Below are 24,660 nucleotides of genomic sequence, written 5' to 3'. Positions count from 1 at the left end.
GTTGCGCGAGCGCATGCAAGCGCTGGAGTGGCTGGTCGAGGCCGGCATTTCGCCANGGCGAGGCGTTGTCCGTCTCGTTGCGCGAGCGCATGCAAGCGCTGGAGTGGCTGGTCGAGGCCGGCATTTCGCCAAGCCATCTGATGCCCGGCACCGGTGTCACAGCACTTGCCGAAACCGTCGAGCTGACGGCGCATGCGGTCGGTCTCGGCTGTGCCGGGGTGATGGTGCTGCCGTCGTTCTTCTATACGGCCGCCGGCGACAACGGACAGGCCCGCTACTACAGCGAGCTGATCGAACGGGGGGCGAACCCGGCGATGAGGATGATCCTCTACCACATCCCGCAGAATTCCGGCGTACCGGTGAGCCCGGCGCTGACCGCCCGGCTGAGCGAAGCGTTTCCCGATGTCGTGGTGGCCTACAAGGACAGTGCCGGTGACTGGAACAACACCGCGGCGGTCATTGCGGCAGCCCCAAAGGTCGCGGTGTTTCCGAGCTCGGAAGCACAGCTGACGAAAGGCCTCGCCAACGGTGCTGCGGGGTGCATCTCGGCGACGGTCAATCTGAATGCGGCAGCGATCCGAGCCCTCTATGACGCAACGCTGGCGGGAGAGGACATTACTGACGCGGAGGCCGGCATCAAGGCGTTCCGCAAAATCATCCAGGATGCCGGCCTTATCGCTGCGATGAAGGCGGTCCTGTCAGCACGATCGGGCGACAGGCGCTGGCTGAACCTGCGCGCGCCGCACGAGAATGCAACGCAGACCAGCGGCGAAGCTTTGCTCGCCGCTCTCGGCCCGCTGGCCGACCATATCGGCCGGAGCTGACTATCGGGCAGCGTTCAGGGCGGCAGCAGCGCGTATCAGCGCCTTGAACGCATTCTCATCTATAGCCTCGCCCTCACGGATATCGATGGCGCGCCTGGTGTTGCCTTCGAGGCTGGAGTTGAACAGGCCTGAAGGGTCCTGCAGCGAGGCGCCCTTTGCGAAGGTCACTTTCACGACGTTCTTGTAGGTCTCGCCAGTGCAGATTATTCCGGCGTGCGACCACACCGGAACGCCTCGCCACTTCCACTCCTCGACCACTTCCGGGTCGGCCTGCTTGACGAGAGCGCGGACATGCGAAAGCGTCTGGCCTCGCCAATCGCCCAGCTCGCTGATCCTCGCATCTATCAGCTGAGAGGGAGAGTTGCCTGCATTTCCTTCCATCGAGCCACTCTTCATCGTCATTGTCGCTTTCCCTAGGGTTGTTGCCGCTCGCCCGTCACATGAATACCGCTAGTCGGCACCTGGTTTGCGGGAATGACTGGCATTCCCACTCACATTCGCTCGCCCGGCAATTGGCTGGCTTGCTTCACCCAGGCGGCCAGTTGAGTTTCGTCCAGCTGGTCGTCCTGGCGGATATCGAGGTAGCGCACGTCCTTGTGCTTGGACTCGCCTGGAGGGACAGGATGCAGCGACGCGCCGCGGAAGAAAGCCAGCTTGATGTACTTTGTGAAGCAATGGAAGTTGAGGAACCAGCCTTGACCCTCTACGCCATAGAAGGGCGAGTTCCATTTGACGGCCTTGCGCACGTTGGGCACGCTGCGCACGATGAGCGCGTCGAGGCGGCGCCCGACGTCGCGTTTCCAGCCCGGCATGGCCGCGATGTAGGCTTGCACAGGGGCGTCGCCATCGGCCTTCGCTATCTGCGGGTTGCCGCCTGCGAGGAGGACCGGCTTGGCAGCGGCAGGGTTGGCGGCGGGCTTCTTCGCGACCGCCAATGACCTGATGGACGTCTTGTTGGCCATGCGTTCACTCCAATGCGCCGGTGCCCCCTGCGTTGCGCCACTTGGGAGCGTAAGGCAGCACGAACATGTACAGACCGGTAAGCAGGAGCAAGCCGAGCGGAAACAGCGGCAAAAGGTATACCCAGTAGGCGGGTTCTTTGCCTGCTCCCAGGCTGATGAAGATAGCGGCGACGACCGCCGCAAAGATAATCGACAGCCAGCGGTGGATCTGCCGAACCCATTTGTTCCAATCCATTGAGACCTCCTCTGAAGACGAACCGAAGCGGATCGGCGGCCCGTTTGGCGACTCCCGCCGGGCAGCCACGCCACTGAACGCGTGCCTTACCAGCGCGCCAGCTGGGTGATTTGAACGAGATTACCGCAGCCGTCGTTCAGCTGGGCGATGGTCGAGCCGGTTACTTCGGTCGGCGGCATGGTGAATTCGGCGCCGCGCGCTTTGACACGCTCGTAGTCGCCCATGATGTTGTCGCTGAAGAACATGACCGCGGGCTGGCCCTGCTGGAACATGGCTTTCTGGTAGGTCTTTGCGGCCGGGTTGTCATTGAGCGCGAGTTGCAGCTCGGCACCGTCCGGCTCGTCGGGTGATGCGACGGTCAGCCAGCGAAACGGCCCATTGCTGAAATCGGCCTTCTTCGTAAAGCCGAGCGTTTCGGTGTAAAAGCCCAGAGCCTTTTCCTGGTCATCCACGTATACTTTGGTCAACTTGATCTTCATTGGCTTGCCTCCGTTATCGCCCCGCCATCTGCCGCTCTGTAACAGAGCCCGTGCTTGAATAGCGCCCGCGGACCTCAGTCCGTCCGCGCCAGAACCTGCTCCAGATCGTCAAAGAACCTCGGCCAGCCGACTTTGGCACCCCGGAAGTAAGGCTGCTGATCCGGCCGGAAGCCCGACTGCTCCATGCGCAAGCGGACCCCGGTACTCGTGGGGGTGAGGGTCCAGGAGACGACACTCTTGAGATCCTTGGTATCCCACGTGTAAGTCAGCGTTCTGTTCGGCTCGACCGTCTGGACCTGACATTCGACGGAGCCCCAGGCTGCGTGAAGATTAAAACGGTGGTCCGCGACAGGCTTGAAGTCATTTTTCATGAGCCACTCCTCGATCAAGTGTGGTTGCGTGAGCGCGCGCCAGATCTTCTCGGGCGGATAAGCGATCTCCCGTTCGACAATGACGGAGAGTGTTTCGGTCGACGTTCGGTTCACTGGTCCATCCTTTTGAGCAGGTCTTCGAGGTCGTCGAACCGGCTCTGCCAGAACCCGGTCATCTGGCTTGTCCAGTCGATCAGGGGGGCAAGCGCAGCAAGCTGCGCGCTATAGTGGGTCTGTCGTCCTGCATGGCGGTCGCGCACCAGCCCCGCCTGCCTCAAAACCCCGAGATGCTTCGACACGGCCGGTTGCGAGATCCCCGCCTGAGCCGTCAGAGCCCCGACCGTCTGCTCTCCTTCGCGACACAGTCGCTCAAAAATAGCGCGCCGAGTCGGATCGGCAAGCGTTCTGAAGAGTACATCGTGAGCGTTTGGCATTGGGATCGATAACCCTTCGGCTATTGATCGATGTATAACCATCGGGATATGTATTAGTCAAGCGGAAAGCGGCATAATTCTCGTTGCAGGAGCGATCACCTGCTTCGCTCACGCAGCCAGTTGCTCATTCGCCGTACTCTGCGCTGGAATCGTTAAGCGTGATGCGCTATATGACCATCTACATGGTCAGGAGCGTGACATGGGCGTGGTCAATCTGGCGGACGCCAAGGCACATCTGAGCGAGCTCGTCGACCGGGTCGAGGCTGGAGACTCGATCGACATCACCCGGCGTGGCAAGCGGGTCGCCCGACTCACGGCTGTGGCCCGCCCCCCCAGGCGGATCGACGCCGTCCTGCTCCAATCCCTGACCGCAACCATGCCTCTGCAGGCTCAGGCCGCCGCCGATCTGGTGCGATCGATGCGAGATGGCGATCGCTATTGATGCTTTATCTCGACACTTCGCTGATCGTAGCAGCGCTATCCAACCAAGCCATGACCGCGCGCGTTCAGGGCTGGCTGGCGGAGCAGGACCCAGCGCAACTTGTGATCAGCGACTGGACCATCACCGAGATGTCCTCCGCCATGGCGATCAAGCTTCGGACCGGACAGATTGACCTGGAGCAGCGCGCAGCAGCGCTCGCGATGTTCAACAAGCTGGTCGCCGAGAGCTTCACCGTGCTGCCCGTGACGGGCGGGCATTTTCGGGTCGCCGCGAAATTCGCCGATCAGCATACGCTCGGCCTTCGTGCTGGCGACGCCCTGCACCTCGCGACGGCATCCGAGCATGGCGCCACGGTGCGAACCCTCGACCAGCGGCTCGCCGAGGCAGGGCCGATACTCGGCGTGCCGACGCAGTTGCTGGCATGATCAAGGCTCCTCCTTCAAATGCATATATCCCGAGTTGCCTTGATCTCGACCACTTCTGGATATACATTTCTCCTGGCGTATATCTAGGAGAGGAAGTGGCATGCAGGTCGCCAAATGGGGAAACAGTCTTGCGGTCCGCCTTCCCGCCGCTGTGGTCGAAGCGCTTGAACTCAGGGAAGGCGATGAGATCGAAATCCATGTCGCTGACGCCCGCCAGCTTGGCGTGGCGCGGAAGCCCGGGCGCGAGGAGTTGCTGAAGCGTCTCCGCGCCTTCCGTGGTCGGCTCCCCGCTGACTTCAAATTCGATCGGGACAAGGCGAATGCCCGTTAGTTTTTTTGATACCAATGTCCTACTTTATATCGCGTCAAGCGATACGGCGAAGGCTGATCGGGCCGAGGCGGCCATCGCTGCTGGCGGGGCGATCAGCGTGCAGGTTCTCAACGAACTCGCCAACGTCGCGCGTCGGAAGATGCAAATGTCATGGACCGACACGCATGCGCTGCTGACCATGCTGCGCGGCCTGTTGACGGTTCATCCGCTCACGCTCGAGACCCACGAAACAGGATTGAGGCTCGCCGAGCGGTACAGCCTTTCCACCTATGACGCGATGATCGCGTCCGCGGCGATTCACGCTGGCTGCGATACAATTTTGTCAGAGGATATGCAGCACGGAATGGCGCTCGACGATGGCTTGCGCATCGTTAATCCCTTTCGCGTTGCGAGCTGATCGGCTTATTGAAGGAGCTCGCCGCGAGCGCACTGGCTGCTTTCGGTGATACCGAGCGGCGCTTCAGGCACGGAGAGCGATGCTTCAACCACAAGCGTCGGCGCGGGCGAGGAGAAAGGCCGCTTCACGTACGTTGCGGGTGAGCTTGGCCGCCGCCTCGAATTCGGCCTCGGCCAGCCGGCCGGCCCGAAACAGAAAGTCGCCCCTCGCTGCCGGCAATGGCGCATAGTTGCGCAGGGCGGCGGCGCCGGCAATCTCGTCTACCAGCCGCAGGCCCGCCTCAGGCCCGAAGGCCATGCTGTGGGCGACCGCTCGATTGAGATCGACCACCGGCGAGGGCATCACTGCTCGCAGCCGGTCGTAGAGCGCTGCGATGCGGGGCCAATCGGTATCGGCCGGACTGCGCGCCCGCGCATGGCAGACTGCAAGCGCGGCTTGTAACGCATAGGGGCCATCGCCCCCGAGAGCTTCGGCGCGGGCCAGCGCGTCAAGGCCTCGGCGGATCAGCAGTTGGTCCCAGCGTGCGCGGTTTTGCTCGGTCAGGGTCAAGAGGGCGCCGTCCGGCCCGATGCGTGCGGGCAGGCGCGATGCCTGGATTTCCATCAGAGCCAGCAGGCCGAACACTTCGGCATCCTCGGGCATCAGCCCCGCCAGCATACGGCCCAGCCGTTGTGCCTCCAGGCACAGGCCCGGCCGGACAAGGTCGTCGCCGGCCGTGGCAGCATAGCCTTCATTGAAGATGAGATAGATGACCTCCAGCACCGAGGACAGACGCGCCGCACGCTCGGCACCGCGCGGCACCTCAAAGCTGAGCCCGGCCTTTCCGATCGTCTTCTTTGCGCGGACGATGCGCTGGGCGATCGTCACCTCGCTCGACAGGAAAGCACGGGCGATCTCGTCCGTCGTCAGACCGCCGATGACACGCAGCGTGAGCGCCGCGCGGGCGTCGGCCGAAAGTACAGGGTGGCAGGCTGTGAAGATGAGGCCCAGCAGCTCGTCGCCAAGATCGTCGTTGATAGCCATTTCGATCACCTCGGCCGCGCCGTTGCACTCGCCGTCAAGCTCCCGCGCGATCTCCTCATGCTTGCGCCCGCGCATCTTGTCGCGACGGATCGCGTCGATGGCGCGGCGTTTGGCGGCCGTCATCAGCCAAGCGCCGGGATTGGCCGGCACGCCGGCCTTGGACCATTCGGACAGGGCTATGACCAGGGCGTCTTGCACCAGTTCCTCTGCAAGGTCGACATTGCGCACGAGGCGGACCAGACCCGCGATGAGTCGGGCCCGTTCAATGCGAAAAATCGCTTCGATCGCCTGGTGCGTCTCGCCTGCAGTCATGCTGCCTTGTCGGCCAAAGCCATAACGGAGGCAAGCAGATTGCGGCCGACAGTCTCGGTTGCCGCTGAGCTTCTCGCGCGTTCGGTCATGGATTTCCGTGACCTCCGGCATCAGATTTTCATTGCCAATCAGCCATCTCGTACAGCGGCCGGATTTCGATCTCGCTCGGTCCCGGCATGGGATTGGGGCAGCGCTTCACCCAGGCGACCGCCTCGTCCATATCCTTGACTTCCCAAAGCCAAAAGCCGGCGACCAGCTCGCGGGTCTCGGCGAAAGGCCCGTCGATGACGGTGCGGCGGGAACCATCAAACGCAACGCGCTTGCCCTGCGAGGAGGGCTTGAGGCCGTCGGCGTCGAGCAAGATGCCGGCATTGCGCAGCTCATCATTAAATCTGCCCATCGCCTCCATCGCCTCCTTAGCCTTGGGCGTGGGGAGAAAGCCCTTTTCGCTGTCCTCGGTAGCCTTCACGAGCACCATCACACGCATCGTCTGTCTCCTTGTTTGAGCCGGCCTCATAGGCCGGCATCGGAACGACGAACGGAGTTTAGGAAATCGACATTGTCCTGCAAATTTTTTTCGACGGTTGAGGCGCGGGACGCCAATGGCCGCTTCCGGGTCAGGAATCGCGACGGTGCGATATTGAGATTGGGCGCTTGACGGGCGCCCGAGTCACAAGCTCGAACACGAGTTTCATGAACGCCTTGATCGGGCGAAGCTCCTGCTACCCTTCAGACGGCCGCGAATGAACCTGTGAACCGGCTTGTGATCGGCAATCCGTAGCGGCATCAGGCGTCATCCGGCTGAAACTCCGTCTTCCGAGACGATCCCCGCGCCCAGCCGCGTTCGTTGCGCTGCTCTTGGACCTGACACGCATGAGTGACCCGCCTAAACCATTTCGGGACGTTTTGAAGCCTCGCGGATCGCCTTGTGCACGCTGCGCTGCAAATCCATGAAAGCCGGGGTTTCCATGACCTCTTCCCGGCGCGGGCGCTCGATGTCGACATTGAAGGTCTGCATGATGCGTCCCGGGCCGATCCCCATCACAACGATGCGGTCCGACAGGTAGACCGCCTCTTCCACATCATGGGTGACGAAGAGCACGGTGAGCCTGTGCTCCTCCCAGATCTGCGTCAGGAGTTCCTGCATCTGATGCCTGGTCAAGGCATCGAGCGCGCCAAAGGGCTCGTCCATCAGAAGCATTTTGGGTCGATAGGAAAGAGCACGCGCTATGGCCACACGTTGCTTCATGCCGCCCGAAAGCTCAGACGGATAGCGATTGGCGCTGTGCGGGAGCTTGACCAGATCGAGATGCTCGCGCGCTATCCTGCGACATGTCGCGCGATCATGACCCGCGGCCTTGAGGGCGAACTCGATGTTCTGCTGCGCCGTCAGCCAGGGAAGCAGGGTGTAGGACTGGAAAACGACGCCGCGGTCGAGGCCCGGCTGCAGGATCGGCGCGCCATCGATGGCAAGATCTCCCGCGTCAAAATCCTGCAGTCCGGCAACGATCGACAGCAGCGTGCTCTTGCCGCAACCCGACGTGCCCACCAGCGAGACGAACTCGTTGTCGGCAAGATCGAGATTGATATCGCGCAGCACCTCCGTGCGCCGCGCGCCCGTGCCGAAGCTCTTGTGGAGACCTTTTATCCGCAGCTTGGGCAAATTCATCGGCCCGGCCTCATTGCACGTGGCCTTCCTGCCGAAACAGCACTTTTCCCAGTGCCTTCATGACCTGGTCGGTGATGAGACCAAGCACGCCCAGCAGCAGGATGTAGCCGATGATGGTGTTTGTCTGGAAATAACGCTGGGACACGGTGATGCGGTAGCCGAGGCCCGATGTCGCCGCGACAAGTTCCGCCAACACCAGCCAGGTCCAGGCCCAGCCGAGACTGATGCGCAACGTATCCCAGATGCCTGGCAAGGCGCTGGGAACCACGATGCGCGTCAGGATCTTGCGATCCGGCAGGCCGAGCGTCCTGCCAAGGCCAATGAAATCAGCGGGAACCCGCTTCACATTGTCCATGATCATCAGCACCTGCTGGAAGAAGGTGCCGATGAAGATGATCAGGAACTTCTGCGCATCGCCCGTCCCGGACCACAGGATGGAGAGGGGCACGAACGCGACCACCGGCATGTAGCGGATGAAATCCACAAGCGGCTCGATCGCCGCTTCCCAGGTCCGGAAGCTGCCGATCAGCACGCCAATCGGAATCGCCAGGGCCGAGGCGATGAGGAAGCCAATGGAAATACGGTATATCGAGGTCCTGAGATCCAGCCACAGCGTGCCGTCACCCGCGAGCTTGCCGAGTTGGGTCACCACGCTTCCCGGCGAGGGCAGGAAAATCGGCTTTACCAGCCCAAGCCCCGTTGCCGCCCACCAGGCGAGGCCGAGGCCGGCAAAGACGGCCACCGCTATCATCAGGAAGCGCGAGCGTGCGATAGGCGCGCCGATCCCGGAGGATCGGCGACGGCGCATCGGCTGTTTGGTCACCGGCCCCGGTGCTGCGTGAGACGGGCTTGGCTTGGTCGCACGCTGGTCGGACATTTGCGTCACCACCGCGAGCCGGCCCTCGTCATTTCGCGGCCTTGACGAATGACGGGTCGATCATCTGCTCCGGCGTCACGTCCGCCTGAAGCAGCCCGGCGTTCTTGGCGGCCGCCTCGACATCGGCGAATGTCTTGGTGGAAAATTCGCCCGTCAGCGCATCCTTGTTTTCGGCGAGAGTATAGTAACGCACGCCATCAAAGGCGGTGTTGAGGTCTTCGACGCTCGAACCGACCGCCTTGGAGATGATCGCCCGGCCGTCGGGCGTGTCGGCGTTGTAGGCCTTCAGGGCCGCATCCCAGGTCTTGATCATGGCAAGCACCTGGCCGGGACGCGACTTGATCACCTCATCGCGCACCACGAACACGTCGCTGATCAGGCCGGGATCTTCGCCCGCGGTGAAGAGCAGCTTGACATCCTTGTTCTGCGCCCTGGCCGCGGTGAGATAGGGCTCATAGGTAACCGCGACCGGCACCTGGCCAGCGATCAACGCACTGCCGGCATCCGCCGCCGGCATCGGAACCGGCTGGACATCGGCGATGGACATGCCGTTCTTGGCCAGCGCGTATTTGAGCAGGATGTCGCTCGTCGTGCCTTCCTCGAAAGCGACCTGCTTTCCCTTGAGGTCAGCGACGGAGGCGATGTCCTTGCCGGCGATCATGGCATCAGCCGTCATGCTGACGTCGAGCAGAAGCACGATCTTCACCGGCAGGCCGGCCGCAACCATGCCCATGGCCGTGTGGGTCGCGATATTGGCGGCATCGAGCTGGCCGCTGGCCAAGGCGGCGTTGATGTCCTTGTCCTCGGCGAAGTTCACGATCTGAACGTCGGACAGCCCGCTTGCCTTGAACAGTCCCTTGGCTTCGGCGACATGCCACTGGCCATAGCCAAGCCATGGCTCGATGCCGATCTTGAATGTTCCTGCCTCAGGCGTCGCCGGAATGGTTGTATCGGCCGCGTAGGCCGCCGGGGCGAACCCGACGGCAGCAGCCATAACGAGTGCCCGAAATTGTCCTGCTAGGTTACGCATCGTCTTGTTCCCCTTGATGATCAGGCCGCTTTTTTTGAACCAAACATCCGGCCTGGTGAGAATGCGGGCTTCTGCTCTTGCGGCACCGTGCCTCGGCATCTTAGCGTCAGTTCAACCGAAGTGCGACGACACTTCAACGTCAGCAACAGCGGATGTCAAGGCTAAATACATACATGCATATACAAGTCAGACCTCTCTGAATCGCTTCACTGCGATCAGGTTTTTTTGGACGGAGAATACCGACTGCCAAGCGAGTAGCGGCTTCCAACGTAAGTCAGCTTGCTGATCGTGGCAACGACGGCGCCCGTCCATGTCCGGCGATGCAGAAGCAGGCAGCAGCTGCCCGCATCGATGCCCAGATGCCGCGCCGTTTCGGCATCGGCAGGGGTCGCCGAAATGATATGCTCGACCTCCGTCACCGGGGTTTTCTGCATGAGATAGTCGTAGGTCGCTGTCCTGGAAAAATCCTGCTTGTCATAGTCGGGTATCAGGCCCGGGTTGACGAAGCGCTCTTCCAGTTGCACAGGCAGGTCGTTCTCGAAGTTGACGACAATGGAATGATAGATCGACGCGCGCTTTGCGAACTCGAACGAAAGCGCGAGTTCCTTTGTCGGCATGATCTCTTCGAGGACGATAACCGCGGAGCGATGCCTGTTTCCCCGCGCGACAATTTCCGCCGCGATGTTGTTGATCTCGATCAGTGCGGATTGCGGTCGAGGTGGCGCGATGAATGTGCCGACGCCCTGGAGCCGGATCAGAAAACCCGCAGAGGTCAACTCCCGCAAGGCACGATGAACCGTCATCCGAGACACGCCGAGTGTCGCCACGAATTCATTTTCGGACGGCAGCTTCCGATCCTTGCTCCATCGCCCCGTTCCGATGTTCGTCAGGATGTAGTCCTTGACCTTCTCGTAAAGAGGGCTGGCGGTGTCGGGCAAAGAGATCATTTCAAAAATCCTTTCCGGCAATGTTCGGAAATCACACGCGCCCGGCAGACCGCATCCGGATGATTGTTTTCAAGCCATCGCCCTGCCCCGCCAACAGCCGCTCATAGGCTGCGGGAACATCATCCAGACCGATCTCGCGGTCGATCAGTTCGACCATGGGCTCGGTCAATTCGCCAAGCATCCGGATGGCGTCGGGAAGCTCATCGGCAAAGGCGTGGCATCCCAGCAATGTGATTTCGCGTTCAACCAGGATGTTGGGATCGATATCGAGGCGCCCATGGAATATGCCGACCATCGCAACGATGCCGCCGGCATCGAGAACGCCGAGCAGCTGGCTGAGTGCTGCGATGCTGCCGGTCGCTTCGACGGCAGCGAGCAAGGGGGCATCCGCGGTCGCCGCGGCAATGGCGTCCCGGTTCAAGTCGACGATGCTGGCGTCTGTCACCCGCGCCACCCGGGCGCATCGGCCAGGGTTGCGATCGGCGACGAGCACGGTACCTGCGAAGGTTCGAGAGAGCAGCAGCGCGGCAAGACCGCCAATGGTGCCGCAGCCGACGACAAGAACGGAGCCGACCGTTTTCGGCAGACGCCGCACTGCATGCAACGCTACAGCCAGCGGCTCGGCCATCGCCGCGACCCGTTCGTCAAGCGCGGTATCGACGACGTGCAGCAGGCGTGCGGGCAGGACCGCTTGTTCGGCAAATCCGCCGTCGCATATTTCGCCAACAAAGCCCAGCGACGTGCAAAGATGCCGCCTGCCTGCATGGCATTGCGCGCACTCTCCGCACCAGAAGCGGGAATCGGCGACCACTCGGTCGCCAACAGCGACGGTGTCCACGCCCTCGCCGATGGCGATCACCGTGCCTGTCAGTTCATGGCCTGCCGTCGAAGGCGACCGGCTTATCCACTGGCCCGTGCGGAAGTTGTGGAGATCGGAACCGCAGATGCCTGCGGCATCGACCCTCAGCTTCACCCAGCCCACCTCGGGAGCGCCTGGCGCGGCGATATTCTCGACGCGCAAGTCGCCGGGTCCATGGAGTCGTGCCGCCCTCATCATCATCGTTTCCGCTCAGCCGGCGAGATAGCGATCGCGGATCTCCGAAACCGCGTTCTCGTGCGAGCTGAACCCTTCGTAACGGGCGAGCCTGCGGGCATGCAGTGCGAGTTCCGGATAGGCGGCCGAGGTCACATAGCCGACTGATGATCTCTTGACGAAATCCGTCACAGAAAGCGGTCCGAAGGTTCGCGCCCACCGGCTGGTCGGCAGCACCGCATTGGGCCCGAGGACGAAGTTGGCGAGGGTCACCGGGGTATGCGGCCCCATGAGGATCTCGGCGGCTTCTGTGATACGTCCGAGATGCGCAAATGGCTCCGTTGACAGAATCTCGAGATGCTCCGGCGCATAGTCGTTGATGAAGCGGTAGCTGTCCTCCAGCGATTCGGTCAGCACAATACCGCCGCGTTTTCCGGTGAGCACGGCGCGCGAGAACTCCACGCGCTGTTCGGTCATCCGGGACCAGTGTTCCGGTATCGCAATCAACGCGGCTTCGGCGACCTTGCGGCTGTGCGTCACCAGATAGGCCGACGAATCCGGCCCGTGCTCGGCTTCGATCAACAGGTCAAGAGCGGCCAGACCGCCGTCGACGCTGTCATCGGCAAAGATGATCGCTTCGGACGGACCGGCGGGGAGACCCGTGTTGATGATCGGGGACAACACGCTCTTTGCCGCCACTACCCACGGGCTCCCCGGTCCGACGATCTTGACGGCGGGCTTCACAGTCTCGGTTCCATAGGCGACAGCGGCAACCGCATGGGCGCCGCCGCACTTGTACACGGTCTCCACGCCGGCGAGGCGGGCGGCAACCAGCGTCGCGCCATCGACGGAACCATCCGAAGTCGCAGGCGTCACGATCGCGATCTGCGGAACCCCGGCAATCACCGCCGGAACCGAGGTCATCATCGTCACCGAGGGGAAGGCGCCTTTGCCGCGCGGAACATAAAGCGCAACCGAAGCGATCGGTGTGTATCGGTCACCCGCATAGGCGCCAGGCCGAACTTCCTTGAGCCACATCGTCTCCGGGCGCTGCTCCTCGTGGAAATGCCTTATGTTCTCGATGCCAAACCGGATACTCTCCACGACATCCTTGTCGACCTTGTCGAATGCCGCATCGAACTCCGCTTCCGAAGCTTTCAGTCCACCGTCGGCAACATCGGCTTTGTCGAGCTCGCGCGCAAACCGGAGCAAGGCCGCGTCACCTTCATTCTTGACGGCCTGGATGATTGGACGGACCTTTTCGATGAAGGAAGACAGATCTCCTTCGGCGCGTTTAAGTAAATTGGCGCGCTGATCGACACTGAGGGATGACAGGCGGTGGAAGCTGACGTCAGACATGGCGGCTCCTTTTCTTAGTACGCAATCACGGTTAGCGCTTGTCGATCACTTCTGGGACACGTCTCCAGTCCCTGAAGCCTTCAAATCGATGCGAGAAAGCCTCCATCCACGGGAATGGACTGGCCCGTTATGTAGGCTGCCGCATCCGAAGCGAGGAACACCGCGATTCCGTGCAGGTCCGAGAGATCACCAAAACGGCGCTGCGGTATCTTGGCGAGCATCGATTGCTGCCATGCCTCGTTGCTGTAGAACACGTCTGTCATCGCTGTCCTGAAATAGCCAGGCGCGATGGCGTTGACCCGGATCCCGAGATCGGCCCACTCCGCCGCAAGCGCCCGCGTCATGCCGAGGAGGCCTGATTTCGACGAGCCGTAAGGCACCGCCGTGGGAATCCCGACCTCGGAGGTCAACGAGCAGAGATTGATAATGACGCCGGGCCGTCCGGCGTCTCTCATCTGCCGCGCGGCGGCTTGGGCGCAGAAGAAGGCGCCTTTGAGATTCGTATCGACAATCCTGTCCCACAAGGCCTCGTCGACATCGAGCGAGGGCCGGACCTCTTCCACACCCGCATTGTTGACGAGAATATCGAGACCTCCGAGCAGGCTGCCGGCCTCGGCTGTCGCCGCCCGGCATTGGTCGACATCGGTGACGTCCAGGGCGATGGCATGCGCGGCCCCGCCGGCAGTGCGGATGGCGGCCACCGTCTCCTCGAGCGAGGCCACGCTGCGCGCCGTGATCGCGACGTCGGCGCCGGCTGCGCTGAGCGCCTCGGCGATGCTGCGCCCGATGCCACGGCTTGCGCCGGTTACAAGCGCCTTCCTGCCTGACAGGTCGAAGAGAGATGCGTTGCGCATGTCTCATCCTCCTTGGTAATGTCGCGCTTGGACCGATCGCGTCGAGACTATCCGAATGCAGCTTATCTATACAAGCATGTACATCATGGCGGTAGTGCGCCATGCGGAACTTTGCTTGTCAGAGCGGCAGCGTATTGGCCGGCATCGGACCGGTCTGCGCGGTTCGCCGCAGCCCATCTGGAGTTCATCGGGAGGATAGATGAAGCGCGCAGTAGACCACGACGCGATGAGCGTGGTTGGTTATACCACCCCCTGGAGTGCCAAAGCAGGCCAGCAGATCAACCTCAGCCTGTCATGCGATCGGCCGATAAAGGCCACACGAATTTGCCGAGTCGACAAGCCGGCTCCGGAATTTCTGGCCTGGCCCATCGAAGGGGTGGGTGAACCACGGCATCGGCATTTCGACCAAGGGTCGTTCCTGTTCGTGCGAGCCGGCGAACTGGCCAAAGTACAAGCCGTCCACGGCATTCGTTTTGAGCTGTTCCTCACGCGCAACGGAGGTGCGCGTACGATCCTGGAAGCAGGCGCCCTCGGGCTGCGCCTCCGCGACGGCGCATTTGCCCTGGAAATCGGCGGCGAAACCTTTGTCGAGAGGAAGGCGCCAACTGGTGTGTGGCTCACTGTCGAGTTGGATCTGCGGCAGGAGCAGCCGCGTCTGCGGATCAAATCGCATGATCTCCTCGCGCCTTACGAACTTCGTGAAGGTTTTGGCAGCCCTGCGCGGAACCTTCAAGCGCACGGCATCCATTTCGGCGCAAGTGCTACTCACCACGAACCTACCCTCAACGCGAAATTTGCCGCGATCCGGCTCGAGACACCGCAGGGGACCATTGCCTGGGATTTCCCGACGCTGTTACCAACGCAGCCGATCCTGTCGTCGGGCAGAGCAGATCCGCTGCTCCTCGATGTGATCAATCAGCCAGCCTTCTGCATGACTTCGGCACGCTGGGACGGATCGAGCTTCGAACCTCGCTTCGTGCCGTCGCACTACGACGCTATCCATTGCCACGACGACGACATCGGCCCGCTTGAGTGGCCGGCATCGCACTGCGTGACAATCCCTGAAAACGCACGCCCAGGCGTGTACGCGTTCCAGATCGAATGGGAGGATAGCTACGAACGCGTGGTGTTCTTCGTCACCTCATCACAGGTTTCGTCGCCGCTGTTGTATCTCGTGCCGACGGCCACCTATCTCGCTTATGCGGACGAATATCTCCCAGATCATCTTTATGAATGGAAAAGCGACGACCGGGGACATCGCTTCGCGGTCGCCAACAATCTGAAGTCTCTTTACGACTACCACTCCGACCTTAGCGGCGTTTCTATCTGCTCCTACAAAAAGCCGAAAGTGACGCTCAGGGACGATTACGATTATCCCCTCTGCGGCTGCCCACACAATTTGCCGGTCGATCTGCACTTCCTCCGATTCTGCCACGACAATGGAATCGTGTTTGACGTTATGACCGATCATGATTTGCACGAATGCGGTATAGACGGTCTGCGTGGACACCAAGCGGTCGTCACCGGCAGTCATCCCGAATATATGTCGATCGAGATGGAGCAGGCGCTGCGGCAGTTTGTGGCCGAAGGCGGCAGCATCGCCTATCTCGGCGGAAACGGCTTCGCCGCCACTGTGGCTTTCAAGGACGATCTGATGGAGCTGCGGCGCTCGCCGCTGGAGGCCGGCCGCACGTGGGACGGCCCGGTCGCCGAACAAGCGCTGTCGATCACCAACGAACCAGGCGGCTATCTCCGCTCCCGTGGCCGCGGCGAATTCTCGCTGATCGGTGGCGCGATCTCACTGATGGGATTCGAAGGCGCACGCCCCTTCACGCGCACTGACGAAAGCCATGAAGCAGGATGCGCATGGCTGTTCGAAGGCGTTGAAAATGCGACCTTCGGTTCGGACGGCATCGTGCTGGGCGGTGCCGCGGGCTACGAAGTGGATGCGACGGATCCAGCCCTCGGCACATCCGCGGACACCGTCGTGATCGCGCGTGCGACGGGATTTCCCGACAGCTTCTTCCAGGATCCGACGCGCTGGTGCGAGGGCGGGGATACGCAACGCATCGCCCGCCGCTGCGCCGAAATGACCCTGCGAAAGCTCGCAGCAGGCGGCTTGATCTTTTCGGCAAGCTCGGTTGCCTGGTGCGGCGCGCTGCCAGCCGCAGGCGCCATGAACGATGTCGGCAGGATCACGTTTAATCTGCTTAACCGCCTCGGCGCGACGAAAGGAGAACCCGGCCGAGAAAATCGATAAGCTGATTGGTCTCATTACGAGAAAGACCGCATCCTCAAGTCGCTGAGCCCAGCCTTCAACCGCGCAATGCGGCCGCGACGAGGCTTTGCATCGAAGTGGTCGGACGACCGATCAGCCGCCCGAGGGCGCCTCCGTCATCGAACAACGCTCCGCGTGAGGCTGCGGCGTCGGTATCGGCCAGAAGCGCAGCGAGGTCGGCCGGCAGCCCGGCCCCCGCCAACACATCCTGATAGGCGGCTTGGGAAAAATCGTTGTAGGCGATAGCCTTGCCCGACTGCCGCGAGACCTCCGCCGCAAGCTCGGCGAGCGTAAAGGCTTGGTCTGCGGCGAGCTCGTACGTCTTTCCCGCATGGTCGTCGGTCGTCAGCACCACGGCTGCGGCCTCGGCATAGTCCCGCCGCGCTGCGGACGAGAAACGCCCGTCTTTCGCGACGCCGACGAAGGCGCCGTGCTCCAGAGCCGCCGGAAGCGCCAGCAGATGGTTCTCGGTGTACCAGCCATTGCGCAGGATGACGGCGGGACGCCCGAATCCGCGATGACCTCCTCCGTCTGCCGGTGCTCGATTGCGAGCGTTGCGGAAGACGTGTCGGCATGCAGCATGCTGGTGTAAGCGATCAGCGAAACTCCGGCGCGTTGGGTTGCCTCGATCACCGCCCGATGCTGCGGCAGGCGGCCGCTGACCTCGGTCGACGAAATCAGTAGCAGTTTCTGGACGCCGGCGAAGGCCGGGGCGAGCGTGTCGGGACGGTCGTAGTCCGCCTCCCTCACGATCACACCGAGCTCCNGACGCCGGCGAAGGCCGGGGCGAGCGTGTCGGGACGGTCGTAGTCCGCCTCCCTCACGATCACACCGAGCTCCGCCAGATCGCTGGCCTTTGCCGGATTGCGAACCGCCGCGACGATCCGGTCGGCGGGAATGGTCTTCAGCAGTGCCTCGATCACGAGACGGCCAAGCTGTCCTGCTGCTCCAGTTATTGCATACATCGTTCAGTCCATTTCGTGGTTGTGTGATTGGAGAGCCTTCGAATAGCGGCCATCGTTACCATTGGAAACCACGTATCTTGCGGTTACCGCCATTTTCCCGTAACCAACTGGAAACTCCTCGAGAAGGGTGTGCGATGGTTCTCAAGGCGCGAAAGAAGGTGAAGGCTCCCCCCGGCTGCCCCATGTCGAGATGCATGGCGCTGCTTGGCGGCTGCTGGACACCCGAGGTGCTCTGGTCCCTGAGCGAAGGCCCGCGTCGGTTCTCGGAACTCCGCCGCGATATCCCAGCCGTTTCGGCGAAGGTACTGACCAGCAGACTGCGGGATCTCGAGGAGCGCGGCGTCCTCGGTCGCAACGTGATGGCGACCTCGCCGCCGACGGTGGAATATGAGCTGACCTCGTTGGGGCAGGAGCTGCTGCCGGCTATCAGGTCTATCGTAGAGGTCGGATCGCGCCTGCTGCTCGGTGATTCTGTTCTTTAGAGAATCGCGAGCACATCAGAGAATCGCGAGTTTGTGGCGTCGACACTACTTTCGGCCTGCGCTTAACAGCGAGGATGACGCTTGATGTGCGTGTTGATCTGGTGGTGGAGCAGTTCCGCCCGCCCAGGTCAGCGTTCAAAATAGATGGCCAACCTTAGCCTCGGGTCATCATTTCGGACTGAAAGATACGGAGCGCCAAAGGGTGGTAATGCGCAGTGACTTGGGCCCACCAGGAGTCTAAGCTAGCATGCTTCTGCCAGCACGAAGAAAAAACCGCCGCATGCCCCGCTTTCTTGCCGTCTACACCATGAAGCCCGAAGACCTCGCCCGCTTTCGCAGCCTGCCTAAGCCCGAGCAGGATACGATTGATGCCGTCGGCTTACAGCTGTGGGCGGACTGGGAGGAGAGAAATGCCGCATTTTTCCCCGATCGCGGCGGCATGGTCGGTAAGACGAGGCGCGTTACCAGGGACGGCATCGCCGACGCCGTGAACCCTTTCTGCGGCTATATAGTCGTCGAGGCCGATACCATCGATGCCGCCGCCCGCCTGTTCGAGAACCACCCGCATTTCACCGTCTTCCCAGGAGACGGCGTGGACATCATGCCCTTCCTCACCGACCCTGCGCCGACTTGAACATCCGCTAATCGCTTGCGATTTCCAGAAGGAGCGGCCGGCAACGCAGCCCACTCGGCCTCCCCTTGCACGCCGCCAGCCCAACTGTTAAATACTGAACCATATGGTTCAGTATTTAATGCCCCACCTCGATGCCTCATTCGCCGCGCTCTCGGACGCCACCCGGCGCGGCGTTTTGGAGCAACTCGGACGAGCAGACGCCTCGATCACGGACCTTGCCGAAAAGTTCCACATGACCCTCACGGGCATGAAGAAGCACGTCGGCGTCTTGGAGAAGGCGGGGCTCGTCACCACGGAGAAGGTTGGGCGCGTGCGGACCTGCAAGCTTGGCCTACGCGCACTGGAGGAAGAGGCGGCATGGATCGAGAGGCACCGCCAGCTCTGGGACGCACGCTTCAACGAGTTGGACAAGGTTGTCGAGGAATTGAAACGGAAGGAGAAAGTCGATGGACGAAACAAGAGCTAGTGAGCCTACCCCCATGCAGAACCGCACGATGGTGGAACGGAAGTCCGACCGGGAGCTGGTCGTTACGCGAACCTTTGACGCGCCGGCACGCACCGTGTTCGAGGCTTGGACCAAGCCCGAGCTGTTCATGCGGTGGTGGGCACCGAAGTCGATGGGCATGTTCCTGCGTTCCTGCGAGATGGATGTTCGTGTCGGGGGCAGGTACCGTTTGGTATTCGGCCACGATGCCTCAAACCCTGACGAGTTCTTCGGTAGGTATATCGAAGTGACACCGCACTCGCGCCTCGTCTGGACCAATGACGAAGGTGGTGACGGTGGACCCATCACCACGGTGACCTTCGAGGAAAAAGGTGGCAAGACGCTGCTGGTCATGCACGAGCTCTATCCCTCAAAGGAAGCTCTCGACGCTGCCGGCACCGGGGCGGCGGATGCGATGGGCGAGACGTTCGAGCAACTGGACGAGCTTCTCGTCACGCTAGGCGCGAGCGTGCGACGGTGATGAAGTCGTCGATCTCCCGGTCGGCAGCCTGGATCTTCAACTAGGCGGAAGAGAACCCCGACGAGATCGTCGCCGCCCTCTGTGAACCTACGAGGCCAATCATCAAACTCATTGAGGTTTCGCCAACTATCGGGACCAATCGAGTGATTTTCGCACCTCGCGACGTTCGGCGACGCGCTCAGGTCGTCTCAAAAAGGACCGTCACCGCCCCAGCTAAGGCATTAGCCAGAGGCCATAGCGATCGACAAGTAACCGGTGTTGCACACACTCTGCCGCAGGCGGTGTGTTGTGAGCGCTGGCGTCCACTCGATTCCTGCCGAAATTCCGGCTAGCTTGGGCGATAGATGGCTCAGTTCTGGTCGGTGAATCATAATCAGACCGCCCGTCAAGAGATTGATGGGCAGCACTTTTGGTCCCCCAAGACCGAGAGCAATGGCGCGCGAAATGAGTTCTACAACAACATGCGCCGTGCGACGCCCGGTGACCCTGTCCTTTCGTATACCGATCAAGCAATTGACTATAGGCGCAGGATAGCGGAATTCGCTTTCACCGCTCGGAAACCAATCAAGTTCGGAGAGGCCTTATTGGAATCAAGAGCGATGACTTCTGCCGATCTTTTGGACACCGCTTTCCCCTTCGATCCATCCCAAAACAACAACAGGGAGTCTCGACCCGCTCCCGCCGAGGCGATATTCGCCAATCCATCTAGTTTCGGACTCAGGCAATCAGAAAGTTATCTGACAGGCATTCCACAGAAGTAATACAAATTGAAAATCGCGGCCTCATGTTTCAAAACCAGGATGGTTTCGAAGCCGGCGGGTCGCTCACGGTCCTCAAAGCGAGAATTCTAAGAGACGTTCAACAATGACCCAGCACGCAGAAAACGCTCGAATTCTCATGTACAGCCACGACACGTTCGGGCTCGGCCATTTGCAGCGCTGCCGGACTATCGCGCATTCGCTGGTCGAGGATTTCCGCGGACTTCAGGTGCTTATCATTTCGGGTGCGACTATCGCTGGCGCCTTCGACTACCGCGCCCGTGTCGACTTCGTGAAGATCCCCAGCGTCATCAAGCTGCGCAACGGCGAATACACCTCGCTGGAAAAGGACATCGATCTGCATGAGACGCTAAGGATGCGCCAGTCGATCATCCGCCATACAGCTGAGACCTTCCGGCCGGATATCTTCATCGTCGACAAGGAACCGCTCGGCCTGCGCGGTGAGATCGAGGACACGCTGTCCTACCTCAAGACGCGGGGCACCACTCTCGTGCTTGGCCTGCGCGAGGTAATGGATGCGCCGCATCTGCTCGAAGCAGAGTGGGCACGCAGGGATGTGATGCGCAAGATAGGCCTGTTCTACGACAAGGTCTGGGCCTATGGCCCGCCGGATTTCTACGATCCGTTGACCGGCTTGGATGTGCCGCCGGCTGTCAGGGCAAAGATGAGGTTCGTCGGTTTCCTGCAACGGAGCCTGCAGCGGAACGAGTTGCCCGGCCACCGGCCCGAGGGCGACTATATCCTCGTTACTACCGGTGGCGGCGGTGACGGCGCCGAACTGATCCACGACGTCATCGATGCCTATCAGCAGGATCCGCAATTGCAGCATAGGGCCCTGATCGTGCTTGGGCCTTACATGCCGGCGCGCAAGCGCAACAAGCTGCTCAAGAAGGGGTCCAAGATCCCCTACATCAAGATCATCGAGTTCGACAACCGCATGGAAGACCTGATTGCCGGCGCCAAGGCGGTAGTGGCGATGGGCGGTTACAACACCTATTGCGAGATACTGTCTTTCGACAAGCCGGCGCTGATCGTGCCGCGCGTCGAGCCCCGCCAGGAACAACTGATCCGCGCTCGGCGCGCAGCCGAACTTGGCCTCATCGAGATGCTTTTGCCGGAGGAAGCCAAGGATTCCCAGCGGTTTGCCGATGCACTGGTGGCGCTGCCGGACCGGCCCCACCCATCACAGAGCAATCCGCATCTGACGCTGGAAGGGCTGCCTCATATTTCCGAAATCGTCGCGGAACTGCTCGACCGGCGGGCCGGCCATCACCTTTCGGTCATTGAAGGAATGACCTGAGTTGCAACATCGCAAGATCGTCGTGGTTCTGAAGGGCTATCCGCGGCTGTCCGAAACCTTCATCGCGCAGGAATTGCTCGGTCTGGAGCGTGCAGGGTTCGACCTGATACTCGTCGCGCTCAGGCGGCCGACCGACGAAAAACGCCACCCCGTGCATGACGAGATCAAAGCGCCGGTCCATTATCTGCCGGAATATCTGCATGAAGAGCCGCTGCGCGTGCTTCGCTCGCTGTTTGCCTATCTGCTGCGGCCGTGCTTCTGGTGCACGCTCGGATCGCTGGCTGCCGATCTCCCCCACGACTTTACGCGCAATCGCGCGCGCCGCTTCGGGCAAGCGCTCGTGCTGGCGGCCGAATGGCCGGAAGACGCGGGCTGGCTGCATGCACATTTCGCGCACACACCGGCATCGGTGACGCGCTATGCCAGCCAGCTTCGTGGCCTGCCCTGGACCTGCTCGGCCCATGCCAAGGACATCTGGACTTCGGCGGACTGGGATCTGGCCGGCAAGCTTTCCTCGGCGCGCTGGACGGTCACCTGCACGAAAACCGGCTTCGACCGTCTGAAAAAACTCGCTAACGGCAACTCGTCTATACATCTGAGCTATCATGGGCTCGACCTTGATCGCTTCGGCAGTTTCGGCGAGGCGCGAAAGCAGCATGACGGCTCGGCGCCGGACGAACCGGTTGTCGTTCTGAGTGTCGGGCGCGCCGTTGAAAAGAAAGGTTACGATACGTTGCTGCAGGCCCTTGCCCTGTTGCCCGGTGATTTGGCGTGGCGTTTCGAGCATATCGGCGGCGGCGAGGAACTGGAGCGGTTCAAGGCGCTGGCGCAAAAGCTCGGACTGGATGGTCGCGTCTCTTGGAAAGGCGCGCTTGCGCAGGAGGAAGTGCTTGAGCACTACCGCCGCGCCGACATCTTCGCCCTGGCCTGCAGGATCACCGCAAATGGCGATCGTGACGGTCTGCCGAATGTTCTGGTGGAGGCGGCCAGCCAGCGGCTTGCCTGCGTGTCGACCGATATTTCCGGCGTGCCGGAGCTTTTATCGCCGGATGAAACCGGGCTGCTGGTTCCGACGGAAAACCCAATTGCCCTGGCACAGGCGCTGGAGCGCCTGATCCGTGATCCCGTACTGCGCGCCCGCCTCGGCGACGCCGCAGAGCGGCGCGTGCGCGGCAATTTCGATCATATGGCAAGCATTGGACAGCTCAAGGAACTGTTCGAGCGGGAGTGGCGGGCCGCCGAATGAAGCGGCTGCGCGCTTTCTTCTATGTCCAGCACCTGCTCGGCATCGGCCATCTTGCGCGCGCCAGCCGCATTGCGGCGGCTCTGGTCGATGACGGGTTTGACGTGACCGTCGTGACCGGCGGAGCGCCGATCGCCGGGTTTCCGGGACTCGGTGTAAAATCTGTAATCCTGCCACCTGTCACCTCCGGTGATGAAGGATTTTCCGGACTTGTCGACCTGGAGGGCAACCCGATCGACGATGATTTCAAGAAATGGCGTTCAGAGATGCTGCTGCAGGCATTCCGGGATTGCAGGCCTGATATCGTCATTCTCGAGGCGTTTCCATTTGGACGCCGACAGATGCGTTTCGAACTCTTGCCGCTGATCGAGGCCATCGACGCGACGTCGCCCAGACCGCTGCTGGCGACGTCCGTCCGTGATATCCTTCAGGAGCGCGTCAAGCCGGGCCGAAACGAGGAAACGGTCGATCTCATCAACAGGCATTTCGACCTTGTTATGGTCCACGGCGATCCGGCTTTCGCAACCATCGACAAGACATTTCCGCTGGCTGGGACGATCAGGGCCGAGGTCACCTACACAGGGCTCGTTGCCGCGCCGCCCTCGCCCGCGGCCTCCGAGCGCTTCGACGTTCTGGTGTCGGTTGGCGGCGGGGCTGCCGGAAAGAGCCTTGTCAGCTCCACCATCGCAGCGGCGCGGAATGCCAACAACGCTCGGAAATGGTGTTTGATCACCGGCCCAAACCTGCCGAAAGACGAATTTGACGCGATCGCACGCGATGCCAGGCCGGGCCTGTCCATCTTCCGGTTCCGCGAGGATTTCGCCAGCCTGCTGACAGGCGCCCGCCTGTCAGTCTCGCAGGCGGGTTACAACACGGTCTGCGATGTCCTGCGCGCGGGTTGTCGCTCCCTGCTCGTTCCATTTGCAGCCGGCGGGGAAACCGAACAGACGGTTCGCGCCCTGATGCTCGAAGAACTCGGTCTTGCAACGGTGCTGATGGAAAAGGACCTAACGCCTGAAGGTTTGGCGCAAGCGATCGAACAGGCGCTTGTGAGACCGACGCCATCCGCGCATCGTCTCGATCTGGAAGGCGCGCGTCGCTCCGCGCAAATCCTGCACGAGCGGTATCGAACATGGTCCCTAAAAGTGGAGCCCGGTTTCGGAAAAGCTCATGATCAAACAGACGATAGATCCTAGTCCTACTGCGTTACTGACTCAGTAGGACTAACGCACGTCGCGTCTGGTGAGTTTCGTGCGACGCGCTTCAAGTCCTGTTTTATGCATGTCGTTGTCCGAAAACCGCTACGCACTTTTGGGCGAAATACATTAAACAGTTCCAATCAGCATGAAGCGCGTATAATTTTTTGTCGGCAGTTCGCCGGAGAACCGCACCTCCCGTAGCGCCGCCATTGCTTCGAAGGTTGCAAGTGAAGCCACGCAGTTGATGTGCGTCGGCTCGCTGAAATAATCGTTCGATTGCAGCAGTACATTCGTGCCCCGCGGAAGCAGAGCAAGCCAGGCGCGCAGATCGGCTATGTGTTCGCAGCTCGTATTGACTATCAGGTCGGGCCGGACGGCCGCATAGTCGAGTGCGTACATATCTGCCGTTAGCGCCCGGAACCGGTCGCCGGCTTCCCGGTTGAGGGTCCGGGCGACCGGCGCGACTTCGGGATCGATGTCGATGCTATCGACCGCCGCGATGTCGAAGCGGGCGTCGTTGAAAAGCATTGCCGGCAATACGCCGTACCATCCACCCAGAACCCATATGCGCCCGAACCGGCCGCCGCAGCTTTCGAACAGCCTGTCGAGCGCCCACATCTTGCAGGCGACCTGCTTGTGGTTGAAGGCGTTGGCGATATCGGCCTTCGGATGCTTGGTGACGACGCGCGCCAGCCCTGCCACGAGAGGGCAGTTGACATAAGCAGCAATTCCCCGCGTGAGGTCCAAGGCTTGCTCGTGCCAGTCCATACCGGCATTGCGTGGTTGCGTGACATCCATCATATTTGTCTTG

Annotated in this window: 33 protein-coding genes; 14 read left to right on the top strand and 19 right to left on the bottom strand. The window is 61.5% G+C overall.

Annotated features, from left to right (window positions below; genetic code table 11):
* Positions 1–65: 65 nt before the first annotated feature.
* On the top strand, positions 66–824 hold the full coding sequence (locus tag X760_RS0136825; RefSeq protein WP_245278484.1) for a dihydrodipicolinate synthase family protein: 759 nt from the start codon (positions 66–68) through the stop codon (positions 822–824).
* Here X760_RS0136825 and X760_RS41300 read toward each other — a convergent pair whose 3' ends face one another.
* The 6 genes from X760_RS41300 to X760_RS41275 all read right to left on the bottom strand — a co-directional run bounded on the left by X760_RS41300 (position 825) and on the right by X760_RS41275 (position 3,305).
* Positions 825–1,226: a DUF1801 domain-containing protein gene (locus tag X760_RS41300; protein WP_198030445.1), complete on the bottom strand. Its 402-nt coding sequence runs from the start codon at positions 1,224–1,226 to the stop codon at positions 825–827.
* Between the two features lie 89 nt (positions 1,227–1,315).
* Positions 1,316–1,786, bottom strand: coding sequence for a DUF1801 domain-containing protein (locus X760_RS41295; RefSeq protein WP_023716564.1), 471 nt, complete (start codon positions 1,784–1,786; stop codon positions 1,316–1,318).
* A 4-nt stretch (positions 1,787–1,790) separates the two neighbouring features.
* The gene (locus X760_RS41290; protein ID WP_023716563.1) at positions 1,791–2,021 is read right to left on the bottom strand and encodes a hypothetical protein; all 231 of its coding nucleotides are present in this window, start codon (positions 2,019–2,021) and stop codon (positions 1,791–1,793) included.
* 86 nt (positions 2,022–2,107) lie between these two features.
* Positions 2,108–2,500, bottom strand: a complete 393-nt coding sequence (locus tag X760_RS41285; RefSeq protein WP_023716562.1) for a VOC family protein — start codon at positions 2,498–2,500, stop codon at positions 2,108–2,110.
* A 74-nt stretch (positions 2,501–2,574) separates the two neighbouring features.
* The gene (locus tag X760_RS41280) at positions 2,575–2,985 is read right to left on the bottom strand and encodes an SRPBCC domain-containing protein (RefSeq protein WP_023716561.1); all 411 of its coding nucleotides are present in this window, start codon (positions 2,983–2,985) and stop codon (positions 2,575–2,577) included.
* Positions 2,982–3,305 (bottom strand): metalloregulator ArsR/SmtB family transcription factor, encoded by a 324-nt coding sequence (locus X760_RS41275; protein WP_023716560.1) that lies wholly within the window; start codon positions 3,303–3,305, stop codon positions 2,982–2,984. The genes X760_RS41280 and X760_RS41275 overlap by 4 nt, the downstream gene beginning before the upstream one ends.
* A 199-nt stretch (positions 3,306–3,504) precedes the next feature.
* On the opposite strand from X760_RS41275, the gene X760_RS41270 reads away from it, so the two are divergent.
* The 4 genes from X760_RS41270 to X760_RS41255 all read left to right on the top strand — a co-directional run bounded on the left by X760_RS41270 (position 3,505) and on the right by X760_RS41255 (position 4,900).
* Positions 3,505–3,747: a type II toxin-antitoxin system prevent-host-death family antitoxin gene (locus X760_RS41270; protein ID WP_023716559.1), complete on the top strand. Its 243-nt coding sequence runs from the start codon at positions 3,505–3,507 to the stop codon at positions 3,745–3,747.
* Positions 3,747–4,172: a type II toxin-antitoxin system VapC family toxin gene (locus tag X760_RS41265; protein WP_023716558.1), complete on the top strand. Its 426-nt coding sequence runs from the start codon at positions 3,747–3,749 to the stop codon at positions 4,170–4,172. The genes X760_RS41270 and X760_RS41265 overlap by 1 nt, the downstream gene beginning before the upstream one ends.
* A 100-nt stretch (positions 4,173–4,272) precedes the next feature.
* On the top strand, positions 4,273–4,503 hold the full coding sequence (locus tag X760_RS41260; protein ID WP_023716557.1) for an AbrB/MazE/SpoVT family DNA-binding domain-containing protein: 231 nt from the start codon (positions 4,273–4,275) through the stop codon (positions 4,501–4,503).
* Entirely contained in the window at positions 4,493–4,900 is a 408-nt protein-coding gene (locus X760_RS41255) for a PIN domain-containing protein (RefSeq protein WP_023716556.1), read from the top strand. Before X760_RS41260 ends, X760_RS41255 begins: the two co-directional genes overlap by 11 nt.
* Before the next feature lie 84 nt (positions 4,901–4,984).
* On the opposite strand, the gene X760_RS41250 is transcribed toward X760_RS41255, so the two are convergent.
* The 9 genes from X760_RS41250 to X760_RS41210 all read right to left on the bottom strand — a co-directional run bounded on the left by X760_RS41250 (position 4,985) and on the right by X760_RS41210 (position 14,004).
* Positions 4,985–6,235: an RNA polymerase sigma factor gene (locus tag X760_RS41250; RefSeq protein WP_023716555.1), complete on the bottom strand. Its 1,251-nt coding sequence runs from the start codon at positions 6,233–6,235 to the stop codon at positions 4,985–4,987.
* Positions 6,236–6,353: 118 nt separating this feature from the next.
* The gene (locus tag X760_RS41245; protein ID WP_023716553.1) at positions 6,354–6,722 is read right to left on the bottom strand and encodes a YciI family protein; all 369 of its coding nucleotides are present in this window, start codon (positions 6,720–6,722) and stop codon (positions 6,354–6,356) included.
* A 399-nt stretch (positions 6,723–7,121) separates the two neighbouring features.
* On the bottom strand, positions 7,122–7,904 hold the full coding sequence (locus X760_RS41240) for an ABC transporter ATP-binding protein (protein WP_031193294.1): 783 nt from the start codon (positions 7,902–7,904) through the stop codon (positions 7,122–7,124).
* A gap of 10 nt (positions 7,905–7,914) precedes the next feature.
* Positions 7,915–8,712 (bottom strand): ABC transporter permease, encoded by a 798-nt coding sequence (locus X760_RS41235; protein ID WP_245278504.1) that lies wholly within the window; start codon positions 8,710–8,712, stop codon positions 7,915–7,917.
* Positions 8,713–8,809: 97 nt separating this feature from the next.
* Positions 8,810–9,775, bottom strand: a complete 966-nt coding sequence (locus X760_RS41230) for an ABC transporter substrate-binding protein (protein ID WP_051409543.1) — start codon at positions 9,773–9,775, stop codon at positions 8,810–8,812.
* A gap of 251 nt (positions 9,776–10,026) precedes the next feature.
* Positions 10,027–10,758, bottom strand: coding sequence for a histidine utilization repressor (gene hutC, locus X760_RS41225; protein WP_023716549.1), 732 nt, complete (start codon positions 10,756–10,758; stop codon positions 10,027–10,029).
* Between the two features lie 31 nt (positions 10,759–10,789).
* Positions 10,790–11,812, bottom strand: coding sequence for a zinc-binding dehydrogenase (locus X760_RS41220; protein WP_023716548.1), 1,023 nt, complete (start codon positions 11,810–11,812; stop codon positions 10,790–10,792).
* A 15-nt stretch (positions 11,813–11,827) separates the two neighbouring features.
* Positions 11,828–13,150, bottom strand: a complete 1,323-nt coding sequence (gene hisD, locus X760_RS41215; RefSeq protein WP_023716547.1) for a histidinol dehydrogenase — start codon at positions 13,148–13,150, stop codon at positions 11,828–11,830.
* Between the two features lie 80 nt (positions 13,151–13,230).
* Positions 13,231–14,004 (bottom strand): 3-oxoacyl-ACP reductase family protein, encoded by a 774-nt coding sequence (locus tag X760_RS41210; RefSeq protein ID WP_023716546.1) that lies wholly within the window; start codon positions 14,002–14,004, stop codon positions 13,231–13,233.
* A 199-nt stretch (positions 14,005–14,203) separates the two neighbouring features.
* Between X760_RS41210 and X760_RS41205 the strand changes: the two genes are divergently transcribed.
* Positions 14,204–16,264, top strand: coding sequence for a N,N-dimethylformamidase beta subunit family domain-containing protein (locus tag X760_RS41205; RefSeq protein WP_023716545.1), 2,061 nt, complete (start codon positions 14,204–14,206; stop codon positions 16,262–16,264).
* A 55-nt stretch (positions 16,265–16,319) separates the two neighbouring features.
* Here X760_RS41205 and X760_RS79020 read toward each other — a convergent pair whose 3' ends face one another.
* Genes X760_RS79020 through X760_RS79010 form a run of 3 tightly spaced genes read right to left on the bottom strand, consistent with a single transcriptional unit; the run spans position 16,320 to position 17,247 of the window.
* Positions 16,320–16,637, bottom strand: a complete 318-nt coding sequence (locus X760_RS79020; RefSeq protein WP_348633195.1) for a hypothetical protein — start codon at positions 16,635–16,637, stop codon at positions 16,320–16,322.
* Entirely contained in the window at positions 16,628–17,038 is a 411-nt protein-coding gene (locus tag X760_RS79015; RefSeq protein ID WP_348633194.1) for a hypothetical protein, read from the bottom strand. Before X760_RS79015 ends, X760_RS79020 begins: the two co-directional genes overlap by 10 nt.
* Positions 17,035–17,247, bottom strand: a complete 213-nt coding sequence (locus tag X760_RS79010) for an NAD(P)H-binding protein (RefSeq protein WP_023716544.1) — start codon at positions 17,245–17,247, stop codon at positions 17,035–17,037. The genes X760_RS79015 and X760_RS79010 overlap by 4 nt, the downstream gene beginning before the upstream one ends.
* Before the next feature lie 194 nt (positions 17,248–17,441).
* On the opposite strand from X760_RS79010, the gene X760_RS41195 reads away from it, so the two are divergent.
* The 8 genes from X760_RS41195 to X760_RS41160 all read left to right on the top strand — a co-directional run bounded on the left by X760_RS41195 (position 17,442) and on the right by X760_RS41160 (position 23,846).
* The gene (locus X760_RS41195) at positions 17,442–17,729 is read left to right on the top strand and encodes a helix-turn-helix domain-containing protein (RefSeq protein ID WP_245278483.1); all 288 of its coding nucleotides are present in this window, start codon (positions 17,442–17,444) and stop codon (positions 17,727–17,729) included.
* Between the two features lie 280 nt (positions 17,730–18,009).
* Positions 18,010–18,363: a hypothetical protein gene (locus X760_RS41190; protein ID WP_023716542.1), complete on the top strand. Its 354-nt coding sequence runs from the start codon at positions 18,010–18,012 to the stop codon at positions 18,361–18,363.
* A gap of 103 nt (positions 18,364–18,466) precedes the next feature.
* Positions 18,467–18,829, top strand: a complete 363-nt coding sequence (locus X760_RS41185) for a metalloregulator ArsR/SmtB family transcription factor (RefSeq protein ID WP_023716541.1) — start codon at positions 18,467–18,469, stop codon at positions 18,827–18,829.
* Complete coding sequence (locus tag X760_RS41180) at positions 18,810–19,328, top strand: SRPBCC family protein (RefSeq protein ID WP_023716540.1); 519 nt, start codon at positions 18,810–18,812, stop codon at positions 19,326–19,328. Before X760_RS41185 ends, X760_RS41180 begins: the two co-directional genes overlap by 20 nt.
* Before the next feature lie 344 nt (positions 19,329–19,672).
* Positions 19,673–20,089, top strand: coding sequence for a hypothetical protein (locus tag X760_RS41175; protein ID WP_023716539.1), 417 nt, complete (start codon positions 19,673–19,675; stop codon positions 20,087–20,089).
* A gap of 103 nt (positions 20,090–20,192) precedes the next feature.
* Complete coding sequence (locus X760_RS41170; RefSeq protein ID WP_023716538.1) at positions 20,193–21,407, top strand: glycosyltransferase family protein; 1,215 nt, start codon at positions 20,193–20,195, stop codon at positions 21,405–21,407.
* 1 nt (position 21,408) lies between these two features.
* Complete coding sequence (locus X760_RS41165) at positions 21,409–22,653, top strand: glycosyltransferase (RefSeq protein WP_023716537.1); 1,245 nt, start codon at positions 21,409–21,411, stop codon at positions 22,651–22,653.
* Positions 22,650–23,846, top strand: coding sequence for a glycosyltransferase family protein (locus X760_RS41160; RefSeq protein WP_023716536.1), 1,197 nt, complete (start codon positions 22,650–22,652; stop codon positions 23,844–23,846). The genes X760_RS41165 and X760_RS41160 overlap by 4 nt, the downstream gene beginning before the upstream one ends.
* 129 nt (positions 23,847–23,975) lie before the next feature.
* Here the strand turns inward: X760_RS41160 and X760_RS41155 are convergent, their stop codons facing one another.
* Entirely contained in the window at positions 23,976–24,647 is a 672-nt protein-coding gene (locus X760_RS41155) for a class I SAM-dependent methyltransferase (RefSeq protein ID WP_031193291.1), read from the bottom strand.
* Positions 24,648–24,660 lie beyond the last annotated feature (13 nt).

This window comes from Mesorhizobium sp. LSHC420B00, from assembly GCF_000503055.1.
Classification (GTDB): Bacteria; Pseudomonadota; Alphaproteobacteria; order Rhizobiales; family Rhizobiaceae; genus Mesorhizobium.
The sequence above is the reverse complement of the archived record's forward strand: the minus strand, read 5'-3'. Positions and strand labels throughout refer to the sequence as shown.

Excerpts from the sequence above, each read along its gene's own strand:
- X760_RS41270 (WP_023716559.1), top strand. The coding sequence starts at position 3,505 with ATGGGCGTGGTCAATCTGGCGGACGCCAAGGCACATCTGAGCGAGCTC.
- X760_RS41255 (WP_023716556.1), top strand. The coding sequence starts at position 4,493 with ATGCCCGTTAGTTTTTTTGATACCAATGTCCTACTTTATATCGCGTCA.
- X760_RS41230 (WP_051409543.1), bottom strand. The coding sequence starts at position 9,775 with ATGGCTGCTGCCGTCGGGTTCGCCCCGGCGGCCTACGCGGCCGATACA.
- X760_RS41235 (WP_245278504.1), bottom strand. The coding sequence starts at position 8,712 with ATGCGCCGTCGCCGATCCTCCGGGATCGGCGCGCCTATCGCACGCTCG.
- hutC (WP_023716549.1), bottom strand. The coding sequence starts at position 10,758 with ATGATCTCTTTGCCCGACACCGCCAGCCCTCTTTACGAGAAGGTCAAG.
- X760_RS41275 (WP_023716560.1), bottom strand. The coding sequence starts at position 3,305 with ATGCCAAACGCTCACGATGTACTCTTCAGAACGCTTGCCGATCCGACT.
- X760_RS41250 (WP_023716555.1), bottom strand. The coding sequence starts at position 6,235 with ATGACTGCAGGCGAGACGCACCAGGCGATCGAAGCGATTTTTCGCATT.
- hisD (WP_023716547.1), bottom strand. The coding sequence starts at position 13,150 with ATGTCTGACGTCAGCTTCCACCGCCTGTCATCCCTCAGTGTCGATCAG.
- X760_RS41175 (WP_023716539.1), top strand. The coding sequence starts at position 19,673 with ATGGCTCAGTTCTGGTCGGTGAATCATAATCAGACCGCCCGTCAAGAG.
- X760_RS41170 (WP_023716538.1), top strand. The coding sequence starts at position 20,193 with ATGACCCAGCACGCAGAAAACGCTCGAATTCTCATGTACAGCCACGAC.
- X760_RS41295 (WP_023716564.1), bottom strand. The coding sequence starts at position 1,786 with ATGGCCAACAAGACGTCCATCAGGTCATTGGCGGTCGCGAAGAAGCCC.
- X760_RS41260 (WP_023716557.1), top strand. The coding sequence starts at position 4,273 with ATGCAGGTCGCCAAATGGGGAAACAGTCTTGCGGTCCGCCTTCCCGCC.
- X760_RS41300 (WP_198030445.1), bottom strand. The coding sequence starts at position 1,226 with ATGACGATGAAGAGTGGCTCGATGGAAGGAAATGCAGGCAACTCTCCC.
- X760_RS41285 (WP_023716562.1), bottom strand. The coding sequence starts at position 2,500 with ATGAAGATCAAGTTGACCAAAGTATACGTGGATGACCAGGAAAAGGCT.
- X760_RS41290 (WP_023716563.1), bottom strand. The coding sequence starts at position 2,021 with ATGGATTGGAACAAATGGGTTCGGCAGATCCACCGCTGGCTGTCGATT.
- X760_RS41185 (WP_023716541.1), top strand. The coding sequence starts at position 18,467 with ATGGTTCAGTATTTAATGCCCCACCTCGATGCCTCATTCGCCGCGCTC.
- X760_RS41245 (WP_023716553.1), bottom strand. The coding sequence starts at position 6,722 with ATGCGTGTGATGGTGCTCGTGAAGGCTACCGAGGACAGCGAAAAGGGC.
- X760_RS41205 (WP_023716545.1), top strand. The coding sequence starts at position 14,204 with ATGAAGCGCGCAGTAGACCACGACGCGATGAGCGTGGTTGGTTATACC.
- X760_RS41160 (WP_023716536.1), top strand. The coding sequence starts at position 22,650 with ATGAAGCGGCTGCGCGCTTTCTTCTATGTCCAGCACCTGCTCGGCATC.
- X760_RS41190 (WP_023716542.1), top strand. The coding sequence starts at position 18,010 with ATGCCCCGCTTTCTTGCCGTCTACACCATGAAGCCCGAAGACCTCGCC.
- X760_RS41180 (WP_023716540.1), top strand. The coding sequence starts at position 18,810 with ATGGACGAAACAAGAGCTAGTGAGCCTACCCCCATGCAGAACCGCACG.
- X760_RS41240 (WP_031193294.1), bottom strand. The coding sequence starts at position 7,904 with ATGAATTTGCCCAAGCTGCGGATAAAAGGTCTCCACAAGAGCTTCGGC.
- X760_RS41265 (WP_023716558.1), top strand. The coding sequence starts at position 3,747 with ATGCTTTATCTCGACACTTCGCTGATCGTAGCAGCGCTATCCAACCAA.
- X760_RS41220 (WP_023716548.1), bottom strand. The coding sequence starts at position 11,812 with ATGAGGGCGGCACGACTCCATGGACCCGGCGACTTGCGCGTCGAGAAT.
- X760_RS41155 (WP_031193291.1), bottom strand. The coding sequence starts at position 24,647 with ATGGATGTCACGCAACCACGCAATGCCGGTATGGACTGGCACGAGCAA.
- X760_RS41210 (WP_023716546.1), bottom strand. The coding sequence starts at position 14,004 with ATGCGCAACGCATCTCTCTTCGACCTGTCAGGCAGGAAGGCGCTTGTA.
- X760_RS41195 (WP_245278483.1), top strand. The coding sequence starts at position 17,442 with ATGGCGCTGCTTGGCGGCTGCTGGACACCCGAGGTGCTCTGGTCCCTG.